At 72.8% G+C, this 20,670-nt stretch carries 22 protein-coding genes; 10 read left to right on the plus strand and 12 right to left on the minus strand.

Features of this window, described 5'->3' with window-relative positions; translation table 11 throughout:
* The first annotated feature begins 20 nt into the window (after positions 1–20).
* Both A3Q37_RS04075 and A3Q37_RS04080 read left to right on the plus strand, forming a co-directional pair.
* Entirely contained in the window at positions 21–1,013 is a 993-nt protein-coding gene (locus A3Q37_RS04075; RefSeq protein ID WP_065477578.1) for a LuxR family transcriptional regulator, read from the plus strand.
* 105 nt (positions 1,014–1,118) lie between these two features.
* Positions 1,119–1,601: a DUF456 domain-containing protein gene (locus tag A3Q37_RS04080; protein WP_065477580.1), complete on the plus strand. Its 483-nt coding sequence runs from the start codon at positions 1,119–1,121 to the stop codon at positions 1,599–1,601.
* Positions 1,602–1,640: 39 nt separating this feature from the next.
* Here the strand turns inward: A3Q37_RS04080 and A3Q37_RS04085 are convergent, their stop codons facing one another.
* Together A3Q37_RS04085 and rsgA are read right to left on the minus strand one after the other, a co-directional pair.
* Entirely contained in the window at positions 1,641–3,020 is a 1,380-nt protein-coding gene (locus tag A3Q37_RS04085) for a DNA-3-methyladenine glycosylase 2 family protein (RefSeq protein ID WP_065477582.1), read from the minus strand.
* A gap of 72 nt (positions 3,021–3,092) precedes the next feature.
* Positions 3,093–4,274, minus strand: coding sequence for a ribosome small subunit-dependent GTPase A (rsgA, locus tag A3Q37_RS04090; RefSeq protein ID WP_065477583.1), 1,182 nt, complete (start codon positions 4,272–4,274; stop codon positions 3,093–3,095).
* 367 nt (positions 4,275–4,641) lie between these two features.
* Between rsgA and A3Q37_RS04095 the strand changes: the two genes are divergently transcribed.
* On the plus strand, positions 4,642–5,142 hold the full coding sequence (locus A3Q37_RS04095; RefSeq protein ID WP_065477587.1) for a DUF5949 family protein: 501 nt from the start codon (positions 4,642–4,644) through the stop codon (positions 5,140–5,142).
* A gap of 152 nt (positions 5,143–5,294) precedes the next feature.
* Here the strand turns inward: A3Q37_RS04095 and A3Q37_RS04100 are convergent, their stop codons facing one another.
* From A3Q37_RS04100 to A3Q37_RS04125, 6 genes are all read right to left on the minus strand, one after another.
* A complete protein-coding gene (locus tag A3Q37_RS04100) occupies positions 5,295–5,702 on the minus strand; it encodes a rodlin (protein ID WP_010072578.1) in 408 nt (135 codons plus the stop codon).
* Between the two features lie 118 nt (positions 5,703–5,820).
* Positions 5,821–6,042 carry a hypothetical protein gene (locus A3Q37_RS04105; RefSeq protein WP_065477590.1) on the minus strand — a complete coding sequence of 74 codons (222 nt, stop codon included), beginning with the start codon at positions 6,040–6,042 and terminating at the stop codon, positions 5,821–5,823.
* Between the two features lie 189 nt (positions 6,043–6,231).
* A complete protein-coding gene (locus A3Q37_RS04110; protein ID WP_006128517.1) occupies positions 6,232–6,642 on the minus strand; it encodes a rodlin in 411 nt (136 codons plus the stop codon).
* 71 nt (positions 6,643–6,713) lie between these two features.
* On the minus strand, positions 6,714–7,004 hold the full coding sequence (locus A3Q37_RS04115) for a hypothetical protein (RefSeq protein WP_065477592.1): 291 nt from the start codon (positions 7,002–7,004) through the stop codon (positions 6,714–6,716).
* Positions 7,005–7,212: 208 nt separating this feature from the next.
* Entirely contained in the window at positions 7,213–7,446 is a 234-nt protein-coding gene (locus A3Q37_RS04120) for a chaplin (RefSeq protein ID WP_006128515.1), read from the minus strand.
* Positions 7,447–7,695: 249 nt separating this feature from the next.
* Positions 7,696–8,097, minus strand: a complete 402-nt coding sequence (locus tag A3Q37_RS04125) for a rodlin (protein ID WP_065477595.1) — start codon at positions 8,095–8,097, stop codon at positions 7,696–7,698.
* A gap of 557 nt (positions 8,098–8,654) precedes the next feature.
* On the opposite strand from A3Q37_RS04125, the gene A3Q37_RS38200 reads away from it, so the two are divergent.
* Both A3Q37_RS38200 and A3Q37_RS04135 read left to right on the plus strand, forming a co-directional pair.
* Positions 8,655–9,347, plus strand: a complete 693-nt coding sequence (locus tag A3Q37_RS38200; RefSeq protein WP_065477598.1) for a chaplin — start codon at positions 8,655–8,657, stop codon at positions 9,345–9,347.
* Positions 9,348–9,527: 180 nt separating this feature from the next.
* Complete coding sequence (locus tag A3Q37_RS04135; protein WP_255311729.1) at positions 9,528–10,814, plus strand: FAD-dependent monooxygenase; 1,287 nt, start codon at positions 9,528–9,530, stop codon at positions 10,812–10,814.
* Between the two features lie 40 nt (positions 10,815–10,854).
* On the opposite strand, the gene A3Q37_RS04140 is transcribed toward A3Q37_RS04135, so the two are convergent.
* Positions 10,855–12,075: an acetyl-CoA C-acetyltransferase gene (locus A3Q37_RS04140; protein WP_065477604.1), complete on the minus strand. Its 1,221-nt coding sequence runs from the start codon at positions 12,073–12,075 to the stop codon at positions 10,855–10,857.
* A 137-nt stretch (positions 12,076–12,212) separates the two neighbouring features.
* Positions 12,213–13,118, minus strand: a complete 906-nt coding sequence (locus A3Q37_RS04145; RefSeq protein WP_065477608.1) for a LysR family transcriptional regulator — start codon at positions 13,116–13,118, stop codon at positions 12,213–12,215.
* Positions 13,119–13,278: 160 nt separating this feature from the next.
* Here A3Q37_RS04145 and A3Q37_RS04150 point away from each other — a divergent pair, with 160 nt between their 5' ends.
* The 4 genes from A3Q37_RS04150 to A3Q37_RS04165 all read left to right on the plus strand — a co-directional run bounded on the left by A3Q37_RS04150 (position 13,279) and on the right by A3Q37_RS04165 (position 17,057).
* Complete coding sequence (locus A3Q37_RS04150) at positions 13,279–14,196, plus strand: CoA transferase subunit A (protein WP_176711347.1); 918 nt, start codon at positions 13,279–13,281, stop codon at positions 14,194–14,196.
* A gap of 29 nt (positions 14,197–14,225) precedes the next feature.
* The gene (locus A3Q37_RS04155) at positions 14,226–15,011 is read left to right on the plus strand and encodes a CoA-transferase subunit beta (RefSeq protein WP_065477613.1); all 786 of its coding nucleotides are present in this window, start codon (positions 14,226–14,228) and stop codon (positions 15,009–15,011) included.
* A 16-nt stretch (positions 15,012–15,027) separates the two neighbouring features.
* On the plus strand, positions 15,028–16,578 hold the full coding sequence (locus A3Q37_RS04160; RefSeq protein WP_065477616.1) for a 3-hydroxyacyl-CoA dehydrogenase: 1,551 nt from the start codon (positions 15,028–15,030) through the stop codon (positions 16,576–16,578).
* Positions 16,579–16,649: 71 nt separating this feature from the next.
* Entirely contained in the window at positions 16,650–17,057 is a 408-nt protein-coding gene (locus A3Q37_RS04165; protein WP_065477969.1) for a VOC family protein, read from the plus strand.
* Here the strand turns inward: A3Q37_RS04165 and A3Q37_RS04170 are convergent.
* Together A3Q37_RS04170 and A3Q37_RS04175 are read right to left on the minus strand one after the other, a co-directional pair.
* Positions 16,985–17,755, minus strand: a complete 771-nt coding sequence (locus A3Q37_RS04170) for a helix-turn-helix domain-containing protein (RefSeq protein ID WP_065477618.1) — start codon at positions 17,753–17,755, stop codon at positions 16,985–16,987. The two genes, A3Q37_RS04165 and A3Q37_RS04170, sit on opposite strands and share 73 nt — an antisense overlap.
* Positions 17,756–17,773: 18 nt before the next feature.
* On the minus strand, positions 17,774–18,934 hold the full coding sequence (locus A3Q37_RS04175) for a YihY/virulence factor BrkB family protein (RefSeq protein ID WP_065477620.1): 1,161 nt from the start codon (positions 18,932–18,934) through the stop codon (positions 17,774–17,776).
* Positions 18,935–19,008: 74 nt separating this feature from the next.
* Here A3Q37_RS04175 and A3Q37_RS04180 point away from each other — a divergent pair, with 74 nt between their 5' ends.
* Positions 19,009–20,646, plus strand: a complete 1,638-nt coding sequence (locus tag A3Q37_RS04180; protein WP_065477622.1) for an acyl-CoA dehydrogenase family protein — start codon at positions 19,009–19,011, stop codon at positions 20,644–20,646.
* Positions 20,647–20,670: the final 24 nt, after the last annotated feature.

Genomic DNA, 20,670 nt, shown 5'->3' on the forward strand with positions numbered 1-20,670 from the left:
ACGTCCGGGGAGGTCGGAGAATGCTGGGGGCCATAGGTCTCGACGAGAGACAGGAGACCGCGTACCGCGCGCTCGTCGCGGCGGGAGCGGCGGAGCTCACCGATCTCGCGCACCGGCTGGCGCTTCCGGAGGCGGACGCCGAACGCGTACTGCGGCGGCTGGAGCAGCAGGGTCTCGCCGCCCAGTCGTCGGCCCGGCCCGGCCGCTGGGTGGCGGCGCCGCCCGGGGTCGCGCTCGGCGCGCTGCTGATCCAGCAGCGGCACGAGCTGGAGCAGGCGGAGCTGGCGTCAGCGCTGCTCGCCGAGGAGTACCGGGCCGAGGCGAGCGAACCGGCGGTGCACGATCTGGTGGAGGTAGTGACGGGGGCGAGCGCCGTCACCCAGCGTTTCCACCAGTTGCAGCTGGGCGCGGTGTCCGAGGTGTGCGCCCTGGTGACGGGGAAGCCGATCGCCGTGACCGGGATGGAGAACGAGTCCGAGGAGCGGGCCGCCGCGCGCGGGGTGAGCTACCGGGTGGTGGTCGAGCGCGAGGTGCTGTCGACGCCGTACGGGATCCTGGAGCTGTCGGCGGCGCTGAGCCGGGACGAGCGGTGCCGGGTGGTGGACCGGGTGCCGACGAAGCTGGTGGTGGCGGACGGGAGCCTCGCGATGGTCCCGCTGACCGGGCGGGGCGCGGAGCCCGCGGCCCTCGTCGTGCACGCCAGCGGTCTGCTGGAGTCGCTGATGGGCCTGTTCGAGGCGGTGTGGCGCGATGCCATGCCGTTGCGTCTCGGCGAGGGCGGCGGGGTGCGCGAGGACGGTGTCGGACCGGATCCGACGGACCTGGAGATCCTGTCCCTGCTGCTGGCGGGGCTGACCGACGCCAGCGTGGCCAAGCAGCTGGATCTGGGGCTGCGGACCGTGCAGCGCCGGGTCAAGGGCCTGATGGAGCTGACCGGCGTCTCGACCCGGCTCCAGCTGGGCTGGCACGCGTACGAGCGCGGCTGGGTGGCCCGAACCGGCCCGCAGGCCTGAGGCCCGGGATCGGGGATCGGGGATCGGGGCCCCGCCGCCTCATCGCCGCAGGTGGCCGAGGTGCGCTGACGGGCGGAGCCGGACACTCTCCGGCACGCTGGTCAGATGAGTGTGTGGCAGCTCGTCGCCGTCGGCCTGGTCATGCTGCTGGGTCTGGTCGGCGTACTGCTGCCGGGGGTGCCGGGGCAGGCGATCGTCTGGGCGGCGGTGCTGTGGTGGGCGCTCACCGACATGACGCCGGCCGCCTGGGGCGTCCTGATCGGCGCGACAGGGCTGATGCTGCTCAACCAGGCCCTCAGACCACTGCTGCCACCGCGCCGCCCGGGCGAGTCGGGGGCTCCTCGCCGGACGTTGATGATCGGCGGGGTCGCGGGGATCGTCGGGTTCTTCGTGGTGCCCGTGGTGGGCGGGGTCCTCGGGTACGTGGGGGCCATCTTCGGCGCGGAGCGGCTGCGCCTGGGCAGCCGGGGCGCGGCCCGGACGTCGGTGCGCTCGGTGATGCGGGCGACGGGCTATTCGGTGCTGGTGGAGCTGTTCTGCTGCCTGCTGGTGGCGGGCGCGTGGCTGGGCGCGCTGCTCTGGGGCTGACCCCGGGAGCCGGGCGGCCCGGTCGGCCGGCGGTCCGGGTCAGCTCAGGGGCGCCGCCTGTGCCCCCGCCGTCTCCAGATGGCGTACGGCGTAGGAGCGCCAGGGCCGCCACCGCTCGGCGCCCGGGGTGCCGTACGGGTCCACGTCGGGGTCGCCGAGCGCCCGTATCCGGATCAGGGCGGCGGTCGAGCGGCCGATCCCGGGCAGCGTCAGCAGCGTCTCCTCCGCCTCGTCCCGGTCCGCCCCGGCGTCCAGCCGCAGCCGGCCGTCGGCGAGGGAGGCGGCCAGGGCCCGCAGCGCCGGGTCCTCGGCGGAACCGGCGAGCACGTCCGGCTCCGGGAACAGATGGGTGAGCCCGCCGCACGGGACGTCCAGCGCCTTCCCGTACCGCTCGACCAGCTCCCCGGCCTCCGCGCGCCCGACCAGAGTCCGTACGGCTGCCTCCTCCGGGTCGGCGGCGCCCGGCGAGCGCAGCCCGGGGCGGGCGGCGACCAGCGGGGCGAGCCGCGGATCGGCGGCCAGCGCCTCGTCCACGGCGTACGGGTCGGCGTCCAGGTCGAACAGGCGGCGCACCCGCTGGACGGCGGTGGTCAGGTCGCGCAGGTCGGTGAGCTGGACCCGGGCCTCCAGCCAGGGGCCGCCCGGCGAGGCCTCGTCGACCTCGACGAGCCCGGAGCCGTACGGCAGCCGCAGGGTGCGCCGGTAGGTGCGGGCGCCGGGCGCCCCCGCCACCTCCTCGACCCGGGCGACCGCCTCGGCGGCCAGCAGGTCGAACAGGGCGGCGGTGGCGTACGGGCCCCGGTGGGCGAGCCGCAGCGGGATCCCGGCCCGCAGCCCCTCGCGGCGGCCGCTCGGGAGCCCCGTGCCCGCCTCGGCGCGCAGGGCGCTGGGGGTACGGGCGTAGATCTGCCGGATGGTGTCGTTGAACTGCCGCACGCTGGCGAACCCGGCGGCGAAGGCGATCTCGGTGACCGGCAGCGGGGTGGTCTGGAGGAGCACCCGGGCGGTGTGGGAGCGCTGGGCTCGGGCGAGCGCGACGGGTCCGGCGCCCAGCTCGGCGTTGAGCTGGCGCTGGACCTGCCGGGCGCTGTAGCCGAGCCGCCCGGCGAGCCCGGGGACACCTTCGCGGTCGACGACGCCGTCGCCGATCAGGCGCATGGCCCGGCCGACGACGTCCGCGCGGACGTTCCACTCGGCGGAGCCGGGCACGGCGTCCGGGCGGCAGCGGCGGCAGGCCCGGAAGCCGCCCGCCTGGGCCGCCGCCGCGGTGGGGTAGAAGCGCACGTTGGCGCGTTTGGGGGTGACGGCGGGGCAGCTGGGCCGGCAGTAGATGCCGGTGGTCACGACGGCGAAGAAGAACGCGCCGTCGAACCGTGCGTCGCGGCTGCTCACCGCCTCGTACCGGGTCCGATCGTCCATCACACCGTCCAGTGTGCGACAGCCGGGGCCGCCGCACTCGCGGAATTCGGACATCGAACCCGTACGCCCCGGCTACCGCACCCGGCCGCGCTTGGCCTGCATGGCCGCGCGCCCCTCCGCGCCCTTGCGCTTCCAGTCCCGCAGGATCTCGGCGCGTACCCGGGCGTCCGTCTTGGCGACGATCCGCTGGTTCTCGCGGATCAGCTTGCGGTAGCTCTCCAGCCGCCGCTCGGGCAGGGTGCCGTCCTCCAGCGCGCCGAGGACGGCACACCCGGGCTCGGCCTCGTGGGCGCAGTCGTGGAACCGGCACTCCGCGGCCAGCTCCTCGATCTCGGAGAACACCTCTTCGACCCCGGTCCCGGCGTCGAAGAGGCCGACGCCGCGCAGCCCGGGGGTGTCGATGAGGACGCCTCCCTGCGGCAGGAGCAGGAGGTTGCGGGTCGTGGTGGTGTGCCGGCCCTTGCCGTCGACCTCGCGGGCCGCCCGGACGTCCATCACGTCCTGGCCGAGCAGAGTGTTGGCCAGGGTGGACTTGCCGGCGCCGGAGATGCCGAGCAGCACGCTCGTACCGCCGGAGACGATGGCGCCGAAGACGTCGATCCCCTCGCCGGTGGTGGAGCTGACGGGCAGCACCTGGACGCCGGGCGCGATGGCCTCGATGTCCTGGACGAGGTGGGACAGGGTGACCGCGTCGGGCACCAGGTCGGCCTTGGTCAGGACCACGATCGGCTGGGGCCGGTTCTCCCCGCCGGAGCCGTCGCCCAGCAGCGCGGCGCCTTCGGAGCTGGACAGGGCCAGCGCGAGGAACCGCTCGACCCGCCCGAGGTCCAGCTCGACGGCGAGCGAGACGCAGATGGCGATGTGGTCGATGTTGGTGGCGAGCACCTGGCCCTCGGACCGCTGCGACGAGGTCGAGCGGACGAAGGCGGTACGGCGCGGCAGCAGCGTACGGACGAAGCGCGGGTCGCCGTCCGCGTCGAGCGCCACCCAGTCGCCGGTGCAGACGATCCGCATGGGGTCGCGGGGCACCACGAACGCGGTGTCGGCGCGGACCGTGCCGTCGGCGGTGATGACGTCGCACTGCCCGCGGTCCACGCGCACGACGCGGCCCGGCACGAGCCCCTGCGCGGCGTACGGGGAGAAGGCCGCCGCCCAGTCCTCGTCCCAGCCGTACGGAGTCAGCGGGTGCGAGGAGGAGACAGCGGAGTCGACGGAAGAAGAAAGGGAGGAAAGAGAGGAGGACGAGAAAGACAAGGGAAACCCTTCACAGGGTGGCCCCGGCGCGCGCGCTCGGCGCGGAAAGGTGAGAGGTGGTCAGCCGGTGGCCACGGGGATGAGGACGATGCTCTTCCGGTTGTGGGCAGTGCCCATCGCAACGACAGTCATCAATGTCCTCACCTCCTGATTCCTCTGGTTCTGCGATTCTCGCGTTCCTGGAAGTGGCTTCCCGCGGAACGGTGATCACCCTAGCCCGGGGCCCGGGAGCACCGTCAACCGATTTATTCCGGACCACCGTCGGGGGACGTTCGAGCGGGCTCATTCGCGAGAGATGGACGTGATCTCCCTCGATCGGGTGATACGTGTGCATGGGCCCCGGTCCGTGGCCGTTAGGGTGCCGAGCATGACCACACCCCAGGCCTCCTCCGTGACGTTCACCCCGGCCCAGTTGGGCACCCAGATCCTGATCGGCTGGAGCGGCCGGCAGCCCGACGCGGACCAGGACACCGCCTATCTCCTCGCGTACTCGCTCGGCGACGGGCAGGACGGCCCGGTGGTCGGCCGCGAGGCGATGCGCGCCGCGCTGGAGCGTGCGGGGCTCCACGTCGGCGGCCCGATCCAGGACGCCGCCGAGAGCCCGGGCATCCAGGCGAAGCTCCTCGTCCAGGCGGGCCAGGCCGTCCTGACGCTGCCTCACCTCAGCGCGCAGTACCCCGCCCCCGCGGAGTGGCTGGCCGCCGCGCAGACCCAGGGCCAGGTGTACGGGATGTTCGCGACGACCCCGTGGCCGGAGGCGGTTCCCGGGCAGCCGGTCAGCGAGGACCGGCTGCGGGCCTTCGCCGCCGACGAGGAGGTCGTCCGCGCCGCCGCCCACTGTCTGCTCCCGGTCCGCTCCCTGGGCTGAGGCGCTCCGCCGCCCCGCGTACGACGAGGCCCACCACCCCCCGTGGAGTGGTGGGCCTCGTCGTGTACGCGATGCCGTGCCGAAACGCGAACGGGCGGCCCGGGGAGTGACCCTCGGACCGCCCGCGCCGAACTGCGTCAGGCTGAGGCGCGTCAGTTGTTGCCGACGCCGTTGCCCGAGAGGACCGGGATGTCGTCCAGGATGTGCGACAGCGGCTCGTCGCCCTTGGCCTGGGTGGAGTTGTCGGCGCACTGCTGGTTCTGCGGGTTGGACAGGACGTTGACGTCCTGGACCGCGACCGGCACGACACCGACGAGCGAACCGACGTTCGCCTTGAGGGGCAGGCCGACGCAGAGCTTGTTCAGGGTGCCCTGAACGAGCTGGTTCTGCGGGCTCCAGTCGCCCTTCGTCTCCGCGTTGCCGATCTCCGACTCGGCGCCGTTCCCGTTGAGGGTGGTGGTGCCGCCGTCGTTGCCGATCGCCATGGCCGTGGGAGCCGCGACTGCGGACAGACCGAGCAGAGACACGGCCACTGCCGCGCCGGCCATCATCTTCTTCATCAACTTCACCTTTCGGAGCGTCCCGTTGTGGAACGTACTGATCAACTGCCGCTGCCCCTGATCGGTTGCGCAGTACCACTCATATGGGTTCGTTCCGGCGCAAGGTCGACGGTTCCGGTCAGTTTCCGGGCGTCTCAGGCCCGGAGACCTGGTCCGCGGTGCGCGCCGCCGGCACGAATCCACCGCGGCGGGGGCCGGGGTCCGGGTGCGGTTCCGCCAGGGAGTGGTCGCCTCCGGCCGCCTGCCATTCGGCGAGGAGCCGGTCGTAGATCGGTGTGCCGCCGCCCGGCGCGGGCCACCGTCCGGTGCTCTGCGAGGTCTGACTGTCGTACGGATCCATGCCGGTGCCCTACCCGTCCCGGCACGGGCCGTCAGCCGGGGTTACGGCATCCGGCCCAACCGGTTGACCCGAGGGGGGACATGGGCGCATGACGAGGGGCCGGCCCCTGTCCGGTCCGGCGAGGAACGGTCGCCGTACGGAAGGGCCGGCCCCAGGTGGTCACCGGGAGCGGACCGGGGTCACGCGGTCTCAGCTGTTGCCGGCGCCGTTGCCCGAGAGGATCGGGATGTCGTTCAGGAGGTGCGACAGCGCCTCGTCACCCTTGGCCTGGGTGGAGTTCTCGGTGCACTGCTGGTTCTGCGGCGAGGACAGGACGTTGATGTCCTGGACGGAGACCGGCACGAGGCCGAGCAGCGAGCCGACGTTCGCCTTGGCCGGGAGGGCGATGCAGGGCTTGTTCAGCGAGCCCTGGATGAGCGCGAACTGCGGGCTCCAGTCGCCGTGGGTCTCGGAGTTGCCGTAGGCCTGCGAGGCGCCGTTGCCGTTGACCGTGGTGGTGCCGCCGTCGTTGGCGATGGCCATGGCGGACGGGGCGGCCGCGGCGGAGACGCCGACGATGGAGACGGCGACGGCCGCCGAGGACATGATCTTCTTGAACATGGAAGAGCCCTTCTGGAAGAGATGCGTGATCAGGCGGAGAAGCCCGGGGGGAATGGTCGTGGTGCGGCGGGTCAGCCGCCGAGGGGAACGCCGCCGAGCAGCGGGGCGGCGCTTTCGGCCGCACCGGTTGCCTGGCCCGCCAGCTTGCCGACCGTGCCGTCCTCCGAGAGCGTCTCGGTGGTCTCGGCGGCCGTGTCCACCAGCGGGTCGACGACCTGCGGGGCACTGGCCATCACCTGGTTGAGGCCGCTGTCGAGGCTGAAGCTGGGGGCCGTGGGCGTAGGAGCCGCGAAGGCGGGGGCGGCCGTTCCGAGGGCAGCCACGGAACCGACAACGAGGGCGGCGGTCTTCGCGTACTTCACTTTTCTGGTTCCCTTCCGCGCGGCGTCTGCTTCGGTCACGTCTCCGTGCCGCACACAAGCCTTCTTTACCTGTGACTTCTGCCGCTTTCTTCCTGATCAACGATCAGGCCGCTTCCGGGAAACTGTGGGGCGCGGAATTTCTCCGGCGTCGTCCACGAAAAAACCCCGGACGGCATGTGCCGCCCGGGGCCCGACGAACTGCGGAGTGTTACTTGTTGATGCAGGTGTTGCCGAACGCCGGGTTCAGCGCGCCGATCACGTTGACGGTGTTACCGCAGACGTTGACCGGAATGTGGATCGGGGCCTGGAGGATGTTGCCCGACAGCACGCCCGGGGAGTGCGCGGCAATGGCTTCGGCGCCCGAGTCGGCCATGGCCGGCGCGGCGACGCCCATCGCCATGAACGTACCGGCGGCGACGGCGGCAACCTTGGTGAACTTCACGTTTCTTCCCTTTCCTCGGCGGAGTCCGGTGCGGTCACGACTGTCGTGCCCCGCCCGAGCCGGATACTGAATCGCTCACGACTCCTGCGCTGTCCTACGTAACGATGAACACCCGGAATCGGAACTGTTCGTCGGACGGATTTCTGGATATCCGCCCGAATGCCGCAGTCGCGTCCGGGGAAAGCAACGGGCCCGGGCCGCTCGGTGGAGGAACGCCGAGGGCCCGGGCCCGAGTAGGGCGGCCGCGGGTCAGCTGTTGCCGACGCCGTTGCCGGAGAGGATCGGGATGCCGTCCAGGATGTGCGACAGCGCCTCGTCACCCTTGGTCTGGGTGGAGTTCTCGGTGCACTGCTGGTTCTGCGGGGACGACAGGACGTTGATGTCCTGGACCGCGACCGGCACGAGACCGACGAGCGAACCGACGTTCGCCTTGGCCGGAAGGGCGATGCAGGGCTTGTTCAGCGAGCCCTGGACGAGCGCGAACTGCGGGCTCCAGTCGCCGTGGGTCTCGGAGTTGCCGTACGACTGCGAGGCACCGTTGCCGTTGACCGTGGTGGTGCCGCCATCGTCGGCGATGGCCATGGCCTGCGTCGCACCGAGACCGAGGATGGAGGCGGCGGCAACGCCCGTAGCCAGAACCTTCTTGATCACGATTAACCCTTCTCGTACTGGTCGCCCCGTGGCGGAGCCCCCTGGTCAACTCACCACGCGACATTAGGTTCCGCCCATTCACCCGAATGCCGGACACGAGGGGCTCCCCGCCCCTCCTTCGTACAGCTATTTCGTACGGCAGTCTGTTCGTGAAGAAATTGCACAGGCCCCCTCCGACTCATTTCGCCCGAACGGGTGGGCGGGCACCACTGCACCTGACGCCGCGAAACGGCCGCGAACGGATACCCGGACACAGTCAACACCGGCGGAGAGCAGCGCAGTTGAGGGCGAATCGTTTTTCTCGTTCGGCGAACCGGGACGGGCGGGGCGCAACCGAACCACCCGTACGGGTGATTACACAATTTCCACGCAACTCCAAGTTTCCCGCGTGACGTCTGTGTCGTTATGGCAGTCGTCCAGCGCGCACGTCTTCACCACTTTCACCATGGCTTCCCGCCGGATCCGGCTGTGCAGCGGCTCCGCCCGATGGCTGCCCGTTGTCCGCGCGCGAAGCACCCACGCGATGTCCTCGCGAATGTCCTCAGAAAGGGCAAGTAATGCGACAGGTCTTGAATAAAAGCATGATCGTCATGGCGGCCGCATCGGGCCTCCTGGCGGCGGTGGGCGGCACCGCGCACGCCGATGCGTCGGCCGAGGGCGCGGCCGTCGGTTCGCCGGGGGTCGGTTCGGGCAACGCCGTGCAGGCGCCGGTGCACATCCCGGTCAATGTGTGCGGCAACACCGTCAATGTGATCGCTCTGCTGAACCCGGCCTTCGGCAACAAGTGCGTGAACGCCGACGGCCCGAAGCACGGCCACCCGCCGGTCAAGCCGCCGGTCGATGAGCCTCCCGTGGATGAGCCCCCGGTGGACGAGCCGCCCGTGGATGAGCCCCCCGTGGACGAGCCTCCGGTCGATGAGCCCCCCGTGGACGAACCGCCGGTCGATGAGCCGCCGGTGGATGAGCCTCCGGTGGACGAGCCCCCGGTGGATGAGCCCCCGGTGGACGAGCCGCCCGTGGACCAGCCGCCCGTCGACGAGCCGCCGACCGACACGCCTGGTACCGACACGCCCGGCACCGACACCCCTGGCTCGGACACTCCCGGGTCCGGCGCGCCGGGGTCCAACGCCCCTGACGCGCACCTGGCCGACACCGGCGCCGCCGACCTGGGCCTGGCCGCCGGCGCGAGCGCCGCGCTCCTGCTCGGCGGTGCGGTGCTGATGCGCCGCACCCGTAACGCGCGGGACTGATAGAGCTCCTGCGGGAGAACGAGGTCCGGCCGGACAGCGGGGACTGTCCGGCCGGACCTTCCGCGTGTGCGAAGGGCCGTTCTCCGGGAAGGCCGGGCCGGGCGGTGGAACGATGAGCGGGGCACCACGCACCACGCACCGCGCGGAACACCAGGGCGACGAACGGGAAGGGCCGGGGACGTGGCAGCAGCGTTACGCATCGGGGTGGTCGGCGGCAGCATCGCGGGGTGCGCGGCGGCCGTCGCGGGCTCGCGGGCCGGGGCGGACGTGACCGTGTACGAACGGAGCGGCGCCGAACTCCAGGACCGGGGGGTCGGCATCGTGATCCCGCCGCCGCTCCACGCGGAACTGGTCGGGTCCGGCTATCTGGACGCGGACATGCCGACGGCGCCCGTCGGGACGCGGGTCTGGCTGACGCGGGAGCCGGGCGGGCGGTCCGCGCGCGAACTGGCCCGCCAGCCCTCCCCCGTGACCCCGTGCAACTGGGGTCTGCTGTGGCGGTCGTTGCGCGCGAGCGTCGGGGCCGTGCGCTATCTCCGTGGGGAGCCGGTGACCTCGGTCCGGCAGGACGCGGCCGGGCGCGCGGTGATCGCCTCCGCGCGGGGCGAGGAGGCGTACGACGTGGTCGTGGGCGCCGACGGACACGCCTCGGCCACCCGGCAGTTGCTCGCACCGGGGCTCCGGCCGGAGCCCGCCCCGTACCTGGTCTGGCGTGGCGCGATCCCGCTCGGCGCGCTGACCGGGCACCCGCGGGAGCTGGAACTCCTGCGCGGCGCGTGGGTGACGCTGGGCTTCCCCGGCGGGCACGGCATCTTCTACCTGATCCCCGGTGGCCCGCAGGACGGCGACGGCAGCACGGGGGCGGGCAACCGGCTGCTCGCGTACGCCATTTACGGCCGGCCGCCCGAGGGCGCCGACCCCGGACCGTACGTCCAGGAACTGGCGAAGGAGCACTTTCCGGCGGCCTGGGCGGACATCGTCGCGCGGGGCGGCCGCCGGGCGACGGCCTGCCACCCGGTCGCCGATGTGCAGGCCCCCCGGGTCGCCCGCCCGCCCCTGCTGCTGGCCGGGGACGCGGCCGGGGTGACCAGGCCGCACACCGCGACCGGCGCGGTCAAGGCGCTCCAGGACGCCCTGTGCCTGGAGCGGGTCCTGCGCGAGGGACCGGATCTCCCGACGGCGCTGGAGCGGTACGCGGACGAACGGACGGCGGCGGGCGCACAGTTGGTGGAGCTGGGCCGCCGGATGGGACGCGCCCTGGTCGAGAAGGTGCCCGACTGGCCGGCGATGGGGCAGGACGAGGTGGACGTCTGGTTCCGCGGGGTGCTGGCAGGGACGTGGCACTACCTCTACGAGGAGCCCGGAAAGGCCGCCGGGACCACGGCGGCGGGTCCGACCACTACCGCCGCCCCGTCCGCGCGCCGCCCCGGCCTCGGTGCGGGCCCGGAGGCGGCCGTCGGCCGGTGAGGGGGCTCCGCGCGAACCGGCCTCAGTCCGCGAACGCCCCTCAGTCCGCGATGCGTTCGAAGATCGCCGCGAGGCCCTGGCCGCCGCCGATGCACATCGTCTCCAGGCCGAACCGGGCCTCGCGGCGGTGGAGTTCGCGGGTGAGGGTGGCGAGGATGCGGGCCCCGGTGGCGCCGACCGGGTGGCCCAGCGAGATGCCCGAACCGTTGACGTTGATCCGCTGTTCGTGGTCCTTCTCGCCGAGGCCCAACTCCCTTGTGCAGGCCAGCACCTGGGCGGCGAACGCCTCGTTCAGCTCGATCAGGTCGAGGTCGGCGAGCGTGAGGCCCGCCCGGTCCAGGGCGGTGCGGGTGGCGGCGACGGGGGCGATGCCCATCGTCGCGGCGGGCACCCCGGCGCGGGCGAACGAGACGAGGCGGACGAGCGGGGTGAGGCCGAGGCGTTCGGCGGTCTCGGCGCTGGTGACCAGGCAGGCGGCGGCCGCGTCGTTCTGGCCGCTGGCGTTGCCCGCGGTGACGGTGGCGTCCGGGTCGGACTTCGCCATCACCGGTCGGAGGGCGGCGAGTTGCTCGGCCGTCGTGTCGGGGCGGGGGTGTTCGTCGGCGGTGACCGTCGTCTCGCCCTTGCGGGTGCGTACGGTGACGGGGACGGTCTCCGCGTCGTAGCGGCCCTCGGCGGCGGCGCGGGCCGCCCGCGCTTGCGAGCGCAGTGCCAGGGCGTCCTGGTCGGCGCGGCCGATGCCGTACTCCCGGCGCAGGTTCTCCGCCGTCTCGATCATGCCGCCGGGGACCGGGTGGTTGACGCCACCGGCGGTCACGCGCCCCCGGGCGAGGGCGTCGTGGAGCTGGAGGCCGGGGCCCTTGATGCCCCAGCGTCCGTCGTGGGTGTAGTAGGGGGCAGCACTCATCACGTCGACGCCGCCCGCGATCACGACGTCGCTGAACCCGGCCCGGATCTGCATCGCCGCGTCCAGCACCGCCTGGAGCCCGGAGCCGCAGCGGCGGTCGACCTGGGACCCGGTGACCGTGGTGGGCAGCCCGGCGTCCAGGGCGGCGACCCGGCCGATGGCGGGGGCCTCGCTGGTCGGGTAGGCGTGGCCGAGGATCACCTCGTCGACCCGGCCGGGGTCGATGCCGGTACGGGTGACGATCTCCGCGATGACCCGTGCGGCCAGCGCGGCCGGGGTCTGCTGGGCGAAGGCCCCGCCGAACCGGCCGATGGGGGTGCGCAGGGGTTCGCAGATGACGACGTCGTGCGGCACGGAGGGCCTTCCCTGGGGTCGGGCGCGGGGAAACAGGGGCGCGTTGCGGTGGGCGGGTGGTGCGGTGGGACGACCTTCGCATCCGGCACTGAGTCGGTCCAATATCGAATCCGCACCGGGTTGAGAGGCTGTACGTCTCAATCGAGGGTACGCACGGGTGTCGGCAGCGCCTCCTCCGCCACGGCGAGCACCGCGCGCAGGGCGGCGGAGGGGTTGTCGGCGCGCCAGGCCAGGGCGGCGCGGAGGCGGACGGTCGGGCCGGCGAGGGGGCGGTAGACCAGGCCGTTCTGCTGGATGTGCTGGACGGAGGTGACCGTGAGGGTGACGCCGACCCCGGCGGCGACCAGGGCGAGGATCGTGTACGAGTCGGGGGCCTCCTGGACGATGCGCGGCGTGAACCCGGCGCTCTCGCAGGCCTCGGTCATGGCGTCGCGGACGGTGGAGCCGGAGTTGGCGGGGAACGAGACGAACGGTTCGCCGGCGAGTACGGCCGGCGGCACGGTCTCCCGCCGGGCGAGCGGGTGGTCGGAGGGCAGGGCGCAGACCAGCTCCTCCTCGTCGATCACCCGGTGGGCGACGCCGGGCCGGGTCACCGGCAGCCGGACGAAGCCGAGGTCCAGCGAGCCGTCGGCGACCCGGGCCAGGGCGGTGTTGGCGTACGTCTGACCGGTCATGACGAGTTCGAGCCCGGGGTGGGCGGCGCGCACGGCCCGGGTGAGCCGGGGCAGCGTCTCGTGGCTGGAGGCCCCGGCGAAGCCGATGGTGACCCGGCCGTACTCGCCGATCCCCGCCGATCTGGCCGCCCGGACCGCGGTGTCCAGGTCGTCCAGGACGGTCCGTACCGGTTCGAGGAAGGACTCCCCCGCGCTGGTGAGCCGGACCGAGCGGGTGTTGCGCTGGAAGAGCTGGACGCCGAGCTCCTTCTCCAGCTGGCGGATCTGCTGGCTCAGCGGCGGCTGGGCCATCTGGAGCCGCTTGGCGGCCCGGCCGAAGTGCAGCTCCTCGGCGACGGCGAGGAAGGCGTTGAGGTGGCGTAGTTCCATGGAGCTTCCCCGGGTCATTGATACTTCTGGCGTCTCGATCCGACCTTAATTCGGTATTGGACACCCATCAATGGCCCTGACACCGTGGGATCGGCGCATACGGAGGGTGAGGGGCACGGTGGAGCGGACGGCCGGGGCGGGCGAAGAGGCCGGCAAGGTCATGTCGATGCGGGAGGCCGTCGCCGCGTTCGTCCACGACGGGGACACCGTGAGCCTCGAAGGGTTCACCCATCTCATCCCGACCGCCGCCGGGCACGAGATCATCCGGCAGGGCCGCCGGGATCTCACGGTCGTCCGGATGACGGCGGACATCGTGGTGGACCAGATGCTGGCCGCCGGGTGTGTGACGCGGCTGGTCTCCTCGTTCGTGGGCAACTCCTCCGCCGGTTCGCTCGGTGAGCTGCGGCGGCGGATCGAGCACGCCGATCCGGAGCCGCTGGCGTTCGAGGAGTACAGCCACTACGGGATGGTGTGCCGGTATCTCGCCGGTGCGCAGCGGCTGCCCTTCCACCCCCTGCGTTCGTACGGCGGCAGCGATCTGCCGTCGGTCAACCCCGGTATCCGCAAGGTCACTTCGCCCTATCCGGCCGCCGACGGCTCCACCGAGGAGATCTACGTCGTGCCGCCCGTCCACCCGGACGTGACGTTCATCCACGCCCAGCGTGCCGACCGCCGGGGCAACACCCAGATCTGGGGGCTGACCGGGGTCCAGGCCGAGGCGGTGTACGCGGCGGAGAAGGCGGTCGTGGTGGTGGAGGAGCTGGTGGCGGACGAGGTGATCCGCGCGGACCCGAACCGCACCCTCGTCCCCGCCCACGCTGTGGACGCGGTGGTGGTCTGTCCGCGCGGGGCGCACCCGTCGTTCGCGCAGGGCTACTACGACCGGGACAACGCCTTCTACCGGGCCTGGTCCGCGATCAGCAAGGATCCGGCGCGGCTGCGGGGATGGCTGGCGGAGTGGGTGTACGGGACCGCCGACCACGCCGCGTACGTGGCGAAGCTGGGCGAGGAGTTCTGGGCGGGGCTCGCGGTCGGCGAGGCCCCGAGCGGATCGGTGGACTACGGGAGGCGGCTGTGAGCGGGCCTTCGAACCGACCGGAGGCGGCTGTGAGCGAGCACCTGGCGGAGGCCTCCCGGCCCGTCACCCCGTCCGAGCTGCTCTCCGTCGTCGCCGCGCGTGAACTGGCCGGCCGCAGCATGGTGTTCGCGGGGATCGGGCTGCCGACGCTCGCGACCGAGCTGGCGCGGCTGACCGTCGCTCCGGGCATCGAGGTGGTGTACGAGTCCGGGGTCTGCGGGGCGCACCCCTCCCATCTGCCGGAGACCATCGCGGACGCCGTCCTGATCACGGGGGCCGAGGCGGTGGTGTCCATGGCCACGCTGTTCGGTTCGGTGCTCCAGGGCGGGCACATCGACGTCGGTTTCCTGGGGGCCGCGCAGATCGACCGGTGGGGCAACCTCAACACCTCGGTGATCGGGGAGTGGGAGCGCCCGTCGGTGCGGCTGCCGGGTTCCGGGGGCGCGGTCGAGGTGATGGCGAACGCCCGGGAGGTGTTCGTGGTGATGCGCCGCCACACCCCGCGCTCCTTCGCCGACGTACTCGACTTCTGTACGACGCCGGGTCCCGACCGGGCGCTCGCGGACGGCATCCGCCCGCTCGGCGCCGGGGTCACCCGGGTCATCACCGAGCTGGGTGTCCTCGCCCGGGCCGGTGTCGGGGACGAGCTGCGGCTGGTCGCCGTGCATCCCGGGGTGAGCGTCGAGCAGGTGCGGGCCGCGACCGGCTGGGAGCTGAAGACCGCCGACCGGCTCGTGACGACGGCCCCGCCCACCGCTGCGGAGCTGCGGCTCCTGCGCGACGATGTCGACCCGAACCGTGTCTATCTCCGCTGAAAGGGCCGTAACTGCCATGCGTATCAGGATCGTCGGAGCCGGGGCCATGGGCCGGGGCATCGCCCAGTGGGCGGCGAGCGCGGGACACACCGTGGAGCTGGGTGACGTACGGCCCGAGGCGGTGAAGGAGGCCCTGGACTTCGTCGGGTCGATGCTGGACCGGGCGGTCGCGAAGGGCCGGGCGACCGCCGCCGACCGGGACGCGGCGGTGGCCCGGCTGGTGCCGCTCGCCGAGCCGTGGGCGGCGGGCCCGGACGTGGAGCTGGTGATCGAGGCGGTCCGGGAGGACCTGGAGACCAAGGCCGAGGTGTTCGGGAGGCTGGAGGAGGCGCTGCCCGCCTCCGCCGTCTTCGCGACCAACACCTCCTCCCTGTCCGTGACCCGGATCGCGGCGACGCTCCAGGACCCCTCGCGCCTGGCCGGGCTGCACTTCTTCAACCCGGTGCCGCTGATGCGGATCGTCGAGGTGGTGCCGGGCGCGGCCACCCGCCCGGAGATCCCGGTGCTGCTCACCGAGCTGGTGGAGGGCTGCGGGCACCGGGCGGTGACCGTCGCCGACACCCCCGGCTTCCTGGTGAACCACGCCGGGCGGGGGCTGGTGACCGAGGCGCTGGCGCTGCTGGAGGAGTCGGTGGCGGACCCGGCGGAGATCGACCGGATCGCCCGGGACGTGCTGGGGCTGCGCATGGGCCCCTTCGAGCTGATGGACCTGACCGGTCTCGATGTGACGGCCGCGGTGATCGACTCCATCTGGCAGGGCTTCCGTTACGAGGACCGGCTGCGCCCGTCCTTCCTGACCCCGAACCGGGTGGTGGCGGGGCTGCACGGCCGTAAGACGGGCCGGGGCTGGTACGCGTACGGCGACGTGGCGTCCGGCCCCGCCTCGGAGAGCCCGGTCACCGGGGACGCGGATCGCCCGGTGTTCCTGACCTCGGCCGGGCGGCCGGAGACGGTGGCGTACGAGGAGGAGCTGACCGCGTCCCTGGAGGCGGCGGGGGTTCGCGTCGAGCGGGGCGACGGGCCGTCGGCCGGGGCCGTGGTGTTGGTGCCGGCGTGGGGGACGCCGGTGTCGGCGGCGGTCGCGGAGGGCGGGCTGCCCCGGGAGCGTACGTTCGGCGTGGAGGTGCTGCCTCCGGCGGGGCGGCGGCGGGTCCTCGCGGTGACGGCGGCCGGTGACCCGGCGGCCGCCCGGGACGCGCGGGCGGTGCTGGCGCGGGCCGCCGGGGGCGACGAGCCGTACGCGGTGTCGGTGGTGCGGGACACCGCGGGGTCGGTCGCGCAGCGGCTGCTGTCCTCCGTCGTCGCGGTCGGCTGCTCGATCGCGGAACGCTCGCTGGCCGCGCCCGCCGACATCGACCTCGCGGTCACCACGGGCCTCGGCTACCCGGCCGGTCCGCTGGCGTGGGGCGAGCGGATCGGGGCCGTACGGATGCTGGCGCTCCAGCGGGCCCTGCACGCGTCGACGGGCGATCAGCGCCACCGCCCGACGCGGTGGGTCACGGAGCGGGCCGCCCTGGGTCTCGCGCTGACCGATCCGGGGACGTCGCCGGCCGACTGCCTGGGGTGAAGCCTGGAGTGGACCCGCGGGTGACCGATTCGTACAAGACGGTCGCGGTGCCGCGTGCCTACGGTCGGGGCATGACTCCACGACTCGACGCCATCAGCATCATCACCTCCGACCTCGCGGCCTCGCTCGCCTTCTACCGGCGGCTCGGCCTCGACATTCCCGAGGGTGCGGAGTCCGCGCCCCATGTCGAGGTGACCCTGCCGGGCGGGCAACGGCTGCTGTGGGACACGGAGGAGGTCATCGCCTCGTTCGACCCGGAGTGGCGGCGTCCGGCGGGCGGCGGTGAGCGGGTCGCCCTGGCGTTCGTCTGCGACAGTCCGGCGGAGGTGGACGCGTTGTACGCGGAGCTGGTCGACGCCGGGTACGCCGGGCATCTGAAGCCGTGGGACGCGGTGTGGGGGCAGCGTTACGCGGTGGTGCTGGACCCGGACGGGTGCGGGGTGTCGCTGTTCGCCTCCGCGTCGCCTGCCCCGAAGTAGGCCCCGAGGGTCGTGCCGGCCAGGTCGCGCATCTCCCGGGCCAGGTGCGCCTGGTCGGTACAGCCCGCCGCGCAGGCCGCATCGGCGTAGGGCAGGCCGGCGCGGACCAGGGCCAGGGCGCGTTGCAGGCGGAGGATCCGGGCCAGCATTTTCGGGCCGTAGCCGAAGGCGGTTAGGGAGCGGCGGTGCAGCTGGCGGGCGCCGAGGCCGACCTCGGCGGCCGTCGACGCCACGGATCTGCCGCGCCGCAGCCCCTCCGCGACGGCCGACGTGAGCGGGTCGGGCGGTCCGGTGTCGGCGGCCCTGGCGAGCGCGAACTCCTCCAGGGCGGCGGCGGGGTCGGCGGCCCCGGCGATCCGTTCGGTGAGCGTCGCGACGGTCGTACGGGGCCAGAGCGCGGCCAGGTCGACCCGGTGGTCGCGCAGTTCGTGCGCCGGTACGCCGAGGAGTGCGGGGGCGGTGCCGGGCGCGAACCGGATCGCGGCGCAGGAGCCCCGGTTGCGCGGGGCGACCTCGAACGCGTGGGTGCCGGGCCCGGCGACGACCAGGCGGCCGGCGGTCCAGATCAGGTCCATGCAGCCGTCGGGAAGGACGGACCGGGCGGGCTGCTCGGGGCCCGGCGGGACGTCCAGGGTCCAGACGACCGAGCCGTCCAGCCGGGAGGGCCGCTCCTGGTACCGCTGGTGTCGCCGGGGCATGCTTCCACGCTAACGCGGTCAGGGGGAGGGCGGTTCCCTGACCTCCGCGGACTCCCTCGTCTCCTTCTCCTCCCTGGGTTCCTTCGCGTCCTTGGGCTCCTTCTCCCAAGTCGCGTGGAGCCGGGACTTCACGTCGTCGGGCGGCAGGAAGCGGGACCAGCGCTCGGGAAACTCGGAGGGCATGTACGCCGGGTCGTCGTCCTCCTCGTCCTCGTCATCGTCGTCGTCCGCGCCTACGTAGGCGGCCGAGCGGGTACGGGCGACGAACTCGGCGGCCTGGGCGGCCCGGACGCGTTCCGTGGCCTCGCGGGCGGCGGCCGTGGCGAGCGAGGGCCACACCCGGTCGATGGCCGCGTTGACCGCGGCTCCCACCAGGACCGCGAAGGCGGAGATACCGATCCACAGCAGGACGGCGATCGGCGCGGCCAACGAGCCGTAGATGGTCGGGCCCTCGACCGTGCTGGTCAGGTAGATCCGGAGCAGGAAGCTGCCGAGGACCCACATGCCGAGCGCCACCAGCGCCCCGGGAACATCCTCGATCCAGGGCGAACGCACGGGCACGGACACGTGGTAGAGCGTCGTGAGGAACGCGATGGTCAGGAGTATCACGAGCGGCCAGTACAGGACGGCTATGACCTCGGTGCCCCAGGGCACGAACTCGACCACCCGGTCCGGGCCGACGACCAGCAGCGGCAGCACCACCGCGCCGAGCAGCAGGGCGACGACGTACAGCAGGAAGGCGAGCAGCCGGGTCTTGACGATGCCGCGGTGGCCGTCGAGGCCGTACATGACGGTGATGGTGTCGATGAAGACGTTCACCGCGCGGGAGCCCGACCACAGGGCGATGGCGAAGCCGAGGGAGATGACGTCGGGGCGGGCCCCGGTCGTGACGTCGGCGAGCAGCGGTTTGGCGAAGTCGTTGACCCCGCGTTCGGACAGCACCGTCTGGGAGGCGGAGAGGATGTTGCGCTCGATGGAGGCGACCGTGGTGGTGGCCGTCCACTCGTCGACGTAACCGAGCAGTCCGATCATGCCGAGCAGCAGCGGGGGCAGCGAGAGCAGGGTGAAGAACGCCGCCTCGGCCGCGAGGCCCAGAATGCGGTACTCGATGCACGAGTTGACGGTGTCCTTGAGCAAGTGCCATGCCATGCGCCGTTTGGAGACGTTGCGGTAGAGCACTCGCGCCCGGTGAAGCCGGCCCGGTGGCCGTTCGGGTGTTTCTTTTGCTGCCTGCACCTCCTTACCGTATCGGCATGGCAGCCACCACCCACACCGTGACCAATCAGGTTCCGCCGCTGGTCGGCCATGACGTCTTCGCCACCGACCGGGTCCTGTCCGAGGCCGTCGAACGGCACGTCGAGCCCGGGATCCTGCCCGTGGCGCTGGAGGAACTCGGGGAGTTGGGCCGGGCCGCGGGGTCCGCCCAGGCGCAGGATTGGGGTGCGCAGGCGAACGCGCACCCGCCCGTTCTGCACACTCATGACCGTTATGGGCATCGGGTCGACGAGGTGGAGTTCCATCCGGCGTGGCACCGGCTGCTGGGCCATGCCGTATCCGCCGGGCTGACGGACGCCTGGGGGCGGCCGGCCGGTCATGTGCGGCGCGCGGCGGGATTCCTGGTCTGGACGCAGGCCGAGGCGGGGCACGGCTGCCCGCTGTCGATGACGCATGCCGCGGTGCCCGCGCTGCGCACCGATCCGGCACTGGCGGCCGAGTGGGAGCCGCTGCTGACCTCGCACACCTACGTGGAGGGGCTGCGGAATCCGCGCGAGAAGGCCGGAGTGCTCTTCGGGATGGGCATGACGGAGAAGCAGGGCGGCACCGACGTACGGTCGAACACAACCCGGGCCGAGCCGCTGTCCGGCGCGGGCGCGTATCTGCTCACCGGGCACAAGTGGTTCTGTTCGGCGCCGATGTCGGACGGCTTCCTGGTGCTGGCGCGGGCGCCGGGCGGGCTGAGCTGCTTCCTGGTGCCGCGGGTGCTCCCGGACGGCACGCGCAACGTGTTCCTGATCCAGCGGCTGAAGGACAAGCTGGGCAACCGGTCCAACGCGTCCGCCGAGGTCGAGTTCGACGGGACCTGGGCCCGCCTCGTCGGCGAGGAGGGGCGCGGGGTGCGCACCATCATCGAGATGGTGGCGGCCACCCGGCTGGACTGCGTGGTGGGTTCGGCGGCGCTGATGCGGCAGGCGGTGGCGCAGGCGGTCCACCACAGCACGTACCGCGGGGTGTTCGGCGGGCCGCTGATCGACAAGCCGCTGATGCGTAACGTGCTGGCGGATCTGGCGCTGGAGTCGGAGGCGGCGACGGTGCTGGCGATGCGGCTGGCGGTGGCGTACGACGCGGACACCGAGGAGGAGCGGGCGTTCCTGCGGCTCGCGCTGCCCGCCGCGAAGTTCTGGGTCACCAAGCGCTCCACCGCTGTGGTGGGCGAGGCGCTGGAGTGCCTGGGCGGCAATGGGTACGTGGAGGAGTCGGGCATGCCGCGGCTGCTGCGCGAGGCGCCGCTCAACTCGATCTGGGAGGGCTCGGGGAACGTCCAGGCGCTGGATGTGCTGCGGGCGCTCCAGCGGGAGCCGCGGGCGCTGGACGCGTTCCTGCGGGAGGTCGGGAAGGCGCGCGGGGCGGATCACCGGCTGGACGCGGCGATCAAGGGGCTGCTGACGGAGCTGGCCGATCTGGACGGCATCGAGGCGCGGGCGCGGCGGCTGGTGGAGCGGTTCGCGCTGGTGCTCCAGGGTTCGCTGCTGGTGCGCTGGGCTCCGCCGGAGGTGGCCGACGCGTTCTGCGCTTCGCGGCTCGGCGGGGACGGGGGCGCGGTGTTCGGGACGCTGCCGCACAGCCTGGATCTGGCCTCGGTGGTGGCGCGGGCCCGGCCGTCCGCGGCGTAATCACTGAACGGCGGGAAGCGACGG

The organism is Streptomyces sp. PTY087I2 (genome assembly GCF_001687325.1).
Lineage (GTDB): Bacteria > Actinomycetota > Actinomycetes > Streptomycetales > Streptomycetaceae > Streptomyces.

Excerpts from the sequence above, each read along its gene's own strand:
- A3Q37_RS04075 (WP_065477578.1), top strand. The coding sequence starts at position 21 with ATGCTGGGGGCCATAGGTCTCGACGAGAGACAGGAGACCGCGTACCGC.
- A3Q37_RS04080 (WP_065477580.1), top strand. The coding sequence starts at position 1,119 with ATGAGTGTGTGGCAGCTCGTCGCCGTCGGCCTGGTCATGCTGCTGGGT.
- A3Q37_RS04085 (WP_065477582.1), bottom strand. The coding sequence starts at position 3,020 with ATGGACGATCGGACCCGGTACGAGGCGGTGAGCAGCCGCGACGCACGG.
- A3Q37_RS04095 (WP_065477587.1), top strand. The coding sequence starts at position 4,642 with ATGACCACACCCCAGGCCTCCTCCGTGACGTTCACCCCGGCCCAGTTG.
- A3Q37_RS04100 (WP_010072578.1), bottom strand. The coding sequence starts at position 5,702 with ATGAAGAAGATGATGGCCGGCGCGGCAGTGGCCGTGTCTCTGCTCGGT.
- A3Q37_RS04105 (WP_065477590.1), bottom strand. The coding sequence starts at position 6,042 with ATGGATCCGTACGACAGTCAGACCTCGCAGAGCACCGGACGGTGGCCC.
- A3Q37_RS04110 (WP_006128517.1), bottom strand. The coding sequence starts at position 6,642 with ATGTTCAAGAAGATCATGTCCTCGGCGGCCGTCGCCGTCTCCATCGTC.
- A3Q37_RS38200 (WP_065477598.1), top strand. The coding sequence starts at position 8,655 with ATGCGACAGGTCTTGAATAAAAGCATGATCGTCATGGCGGCCGCATCG.
- A3Q37_RS04145 (WP_065477608.1), bottom strand. The coding sequence starts at position 13,118 with ATGGAACTACGCCACCTCAACGCCTTCCTCGCCGTCGCCGAGGAGCTG.
- A3Q37_RS04150 (WP_176711347.1), top strand. The coding sequence starts at position 13,279 with ATGTCGATGCGGGAGGCCGTCGCCGCGTTCGTCCACGACGGGGACACC.
- A3Q37_RS04160 (WP_065477616.1), top strand. The coding sequence starts at position 15,028 with ATGCGTATCAGGATCGTCGGAGCCGGGGCCATGGGCCGGGGCATCGCC.
- A3Q37_RS04165 (WP_065477969.1), top strand. The coding sequence starts at position 16,650 with ATGACTCCACGACTCGACGCCATCAGCATCATCACCTCCGACCTCGCG.
- A3Q37_RS04170 (WP_065477618.1), bottom strand. The coding sequence starts at position 17,755 with ATGCCCCGGCGACACCAGCGGTACCAGGAGCGGCCCTCCCGGCTGGAC.
- A3Q37_RS04180 (WP_065477622.1), top strand. The coding sequence starts at position 19,009 with ATGGCAGCCACCACCCACACCGTGACCAATCAGGTTCCGCCGCTGGTC.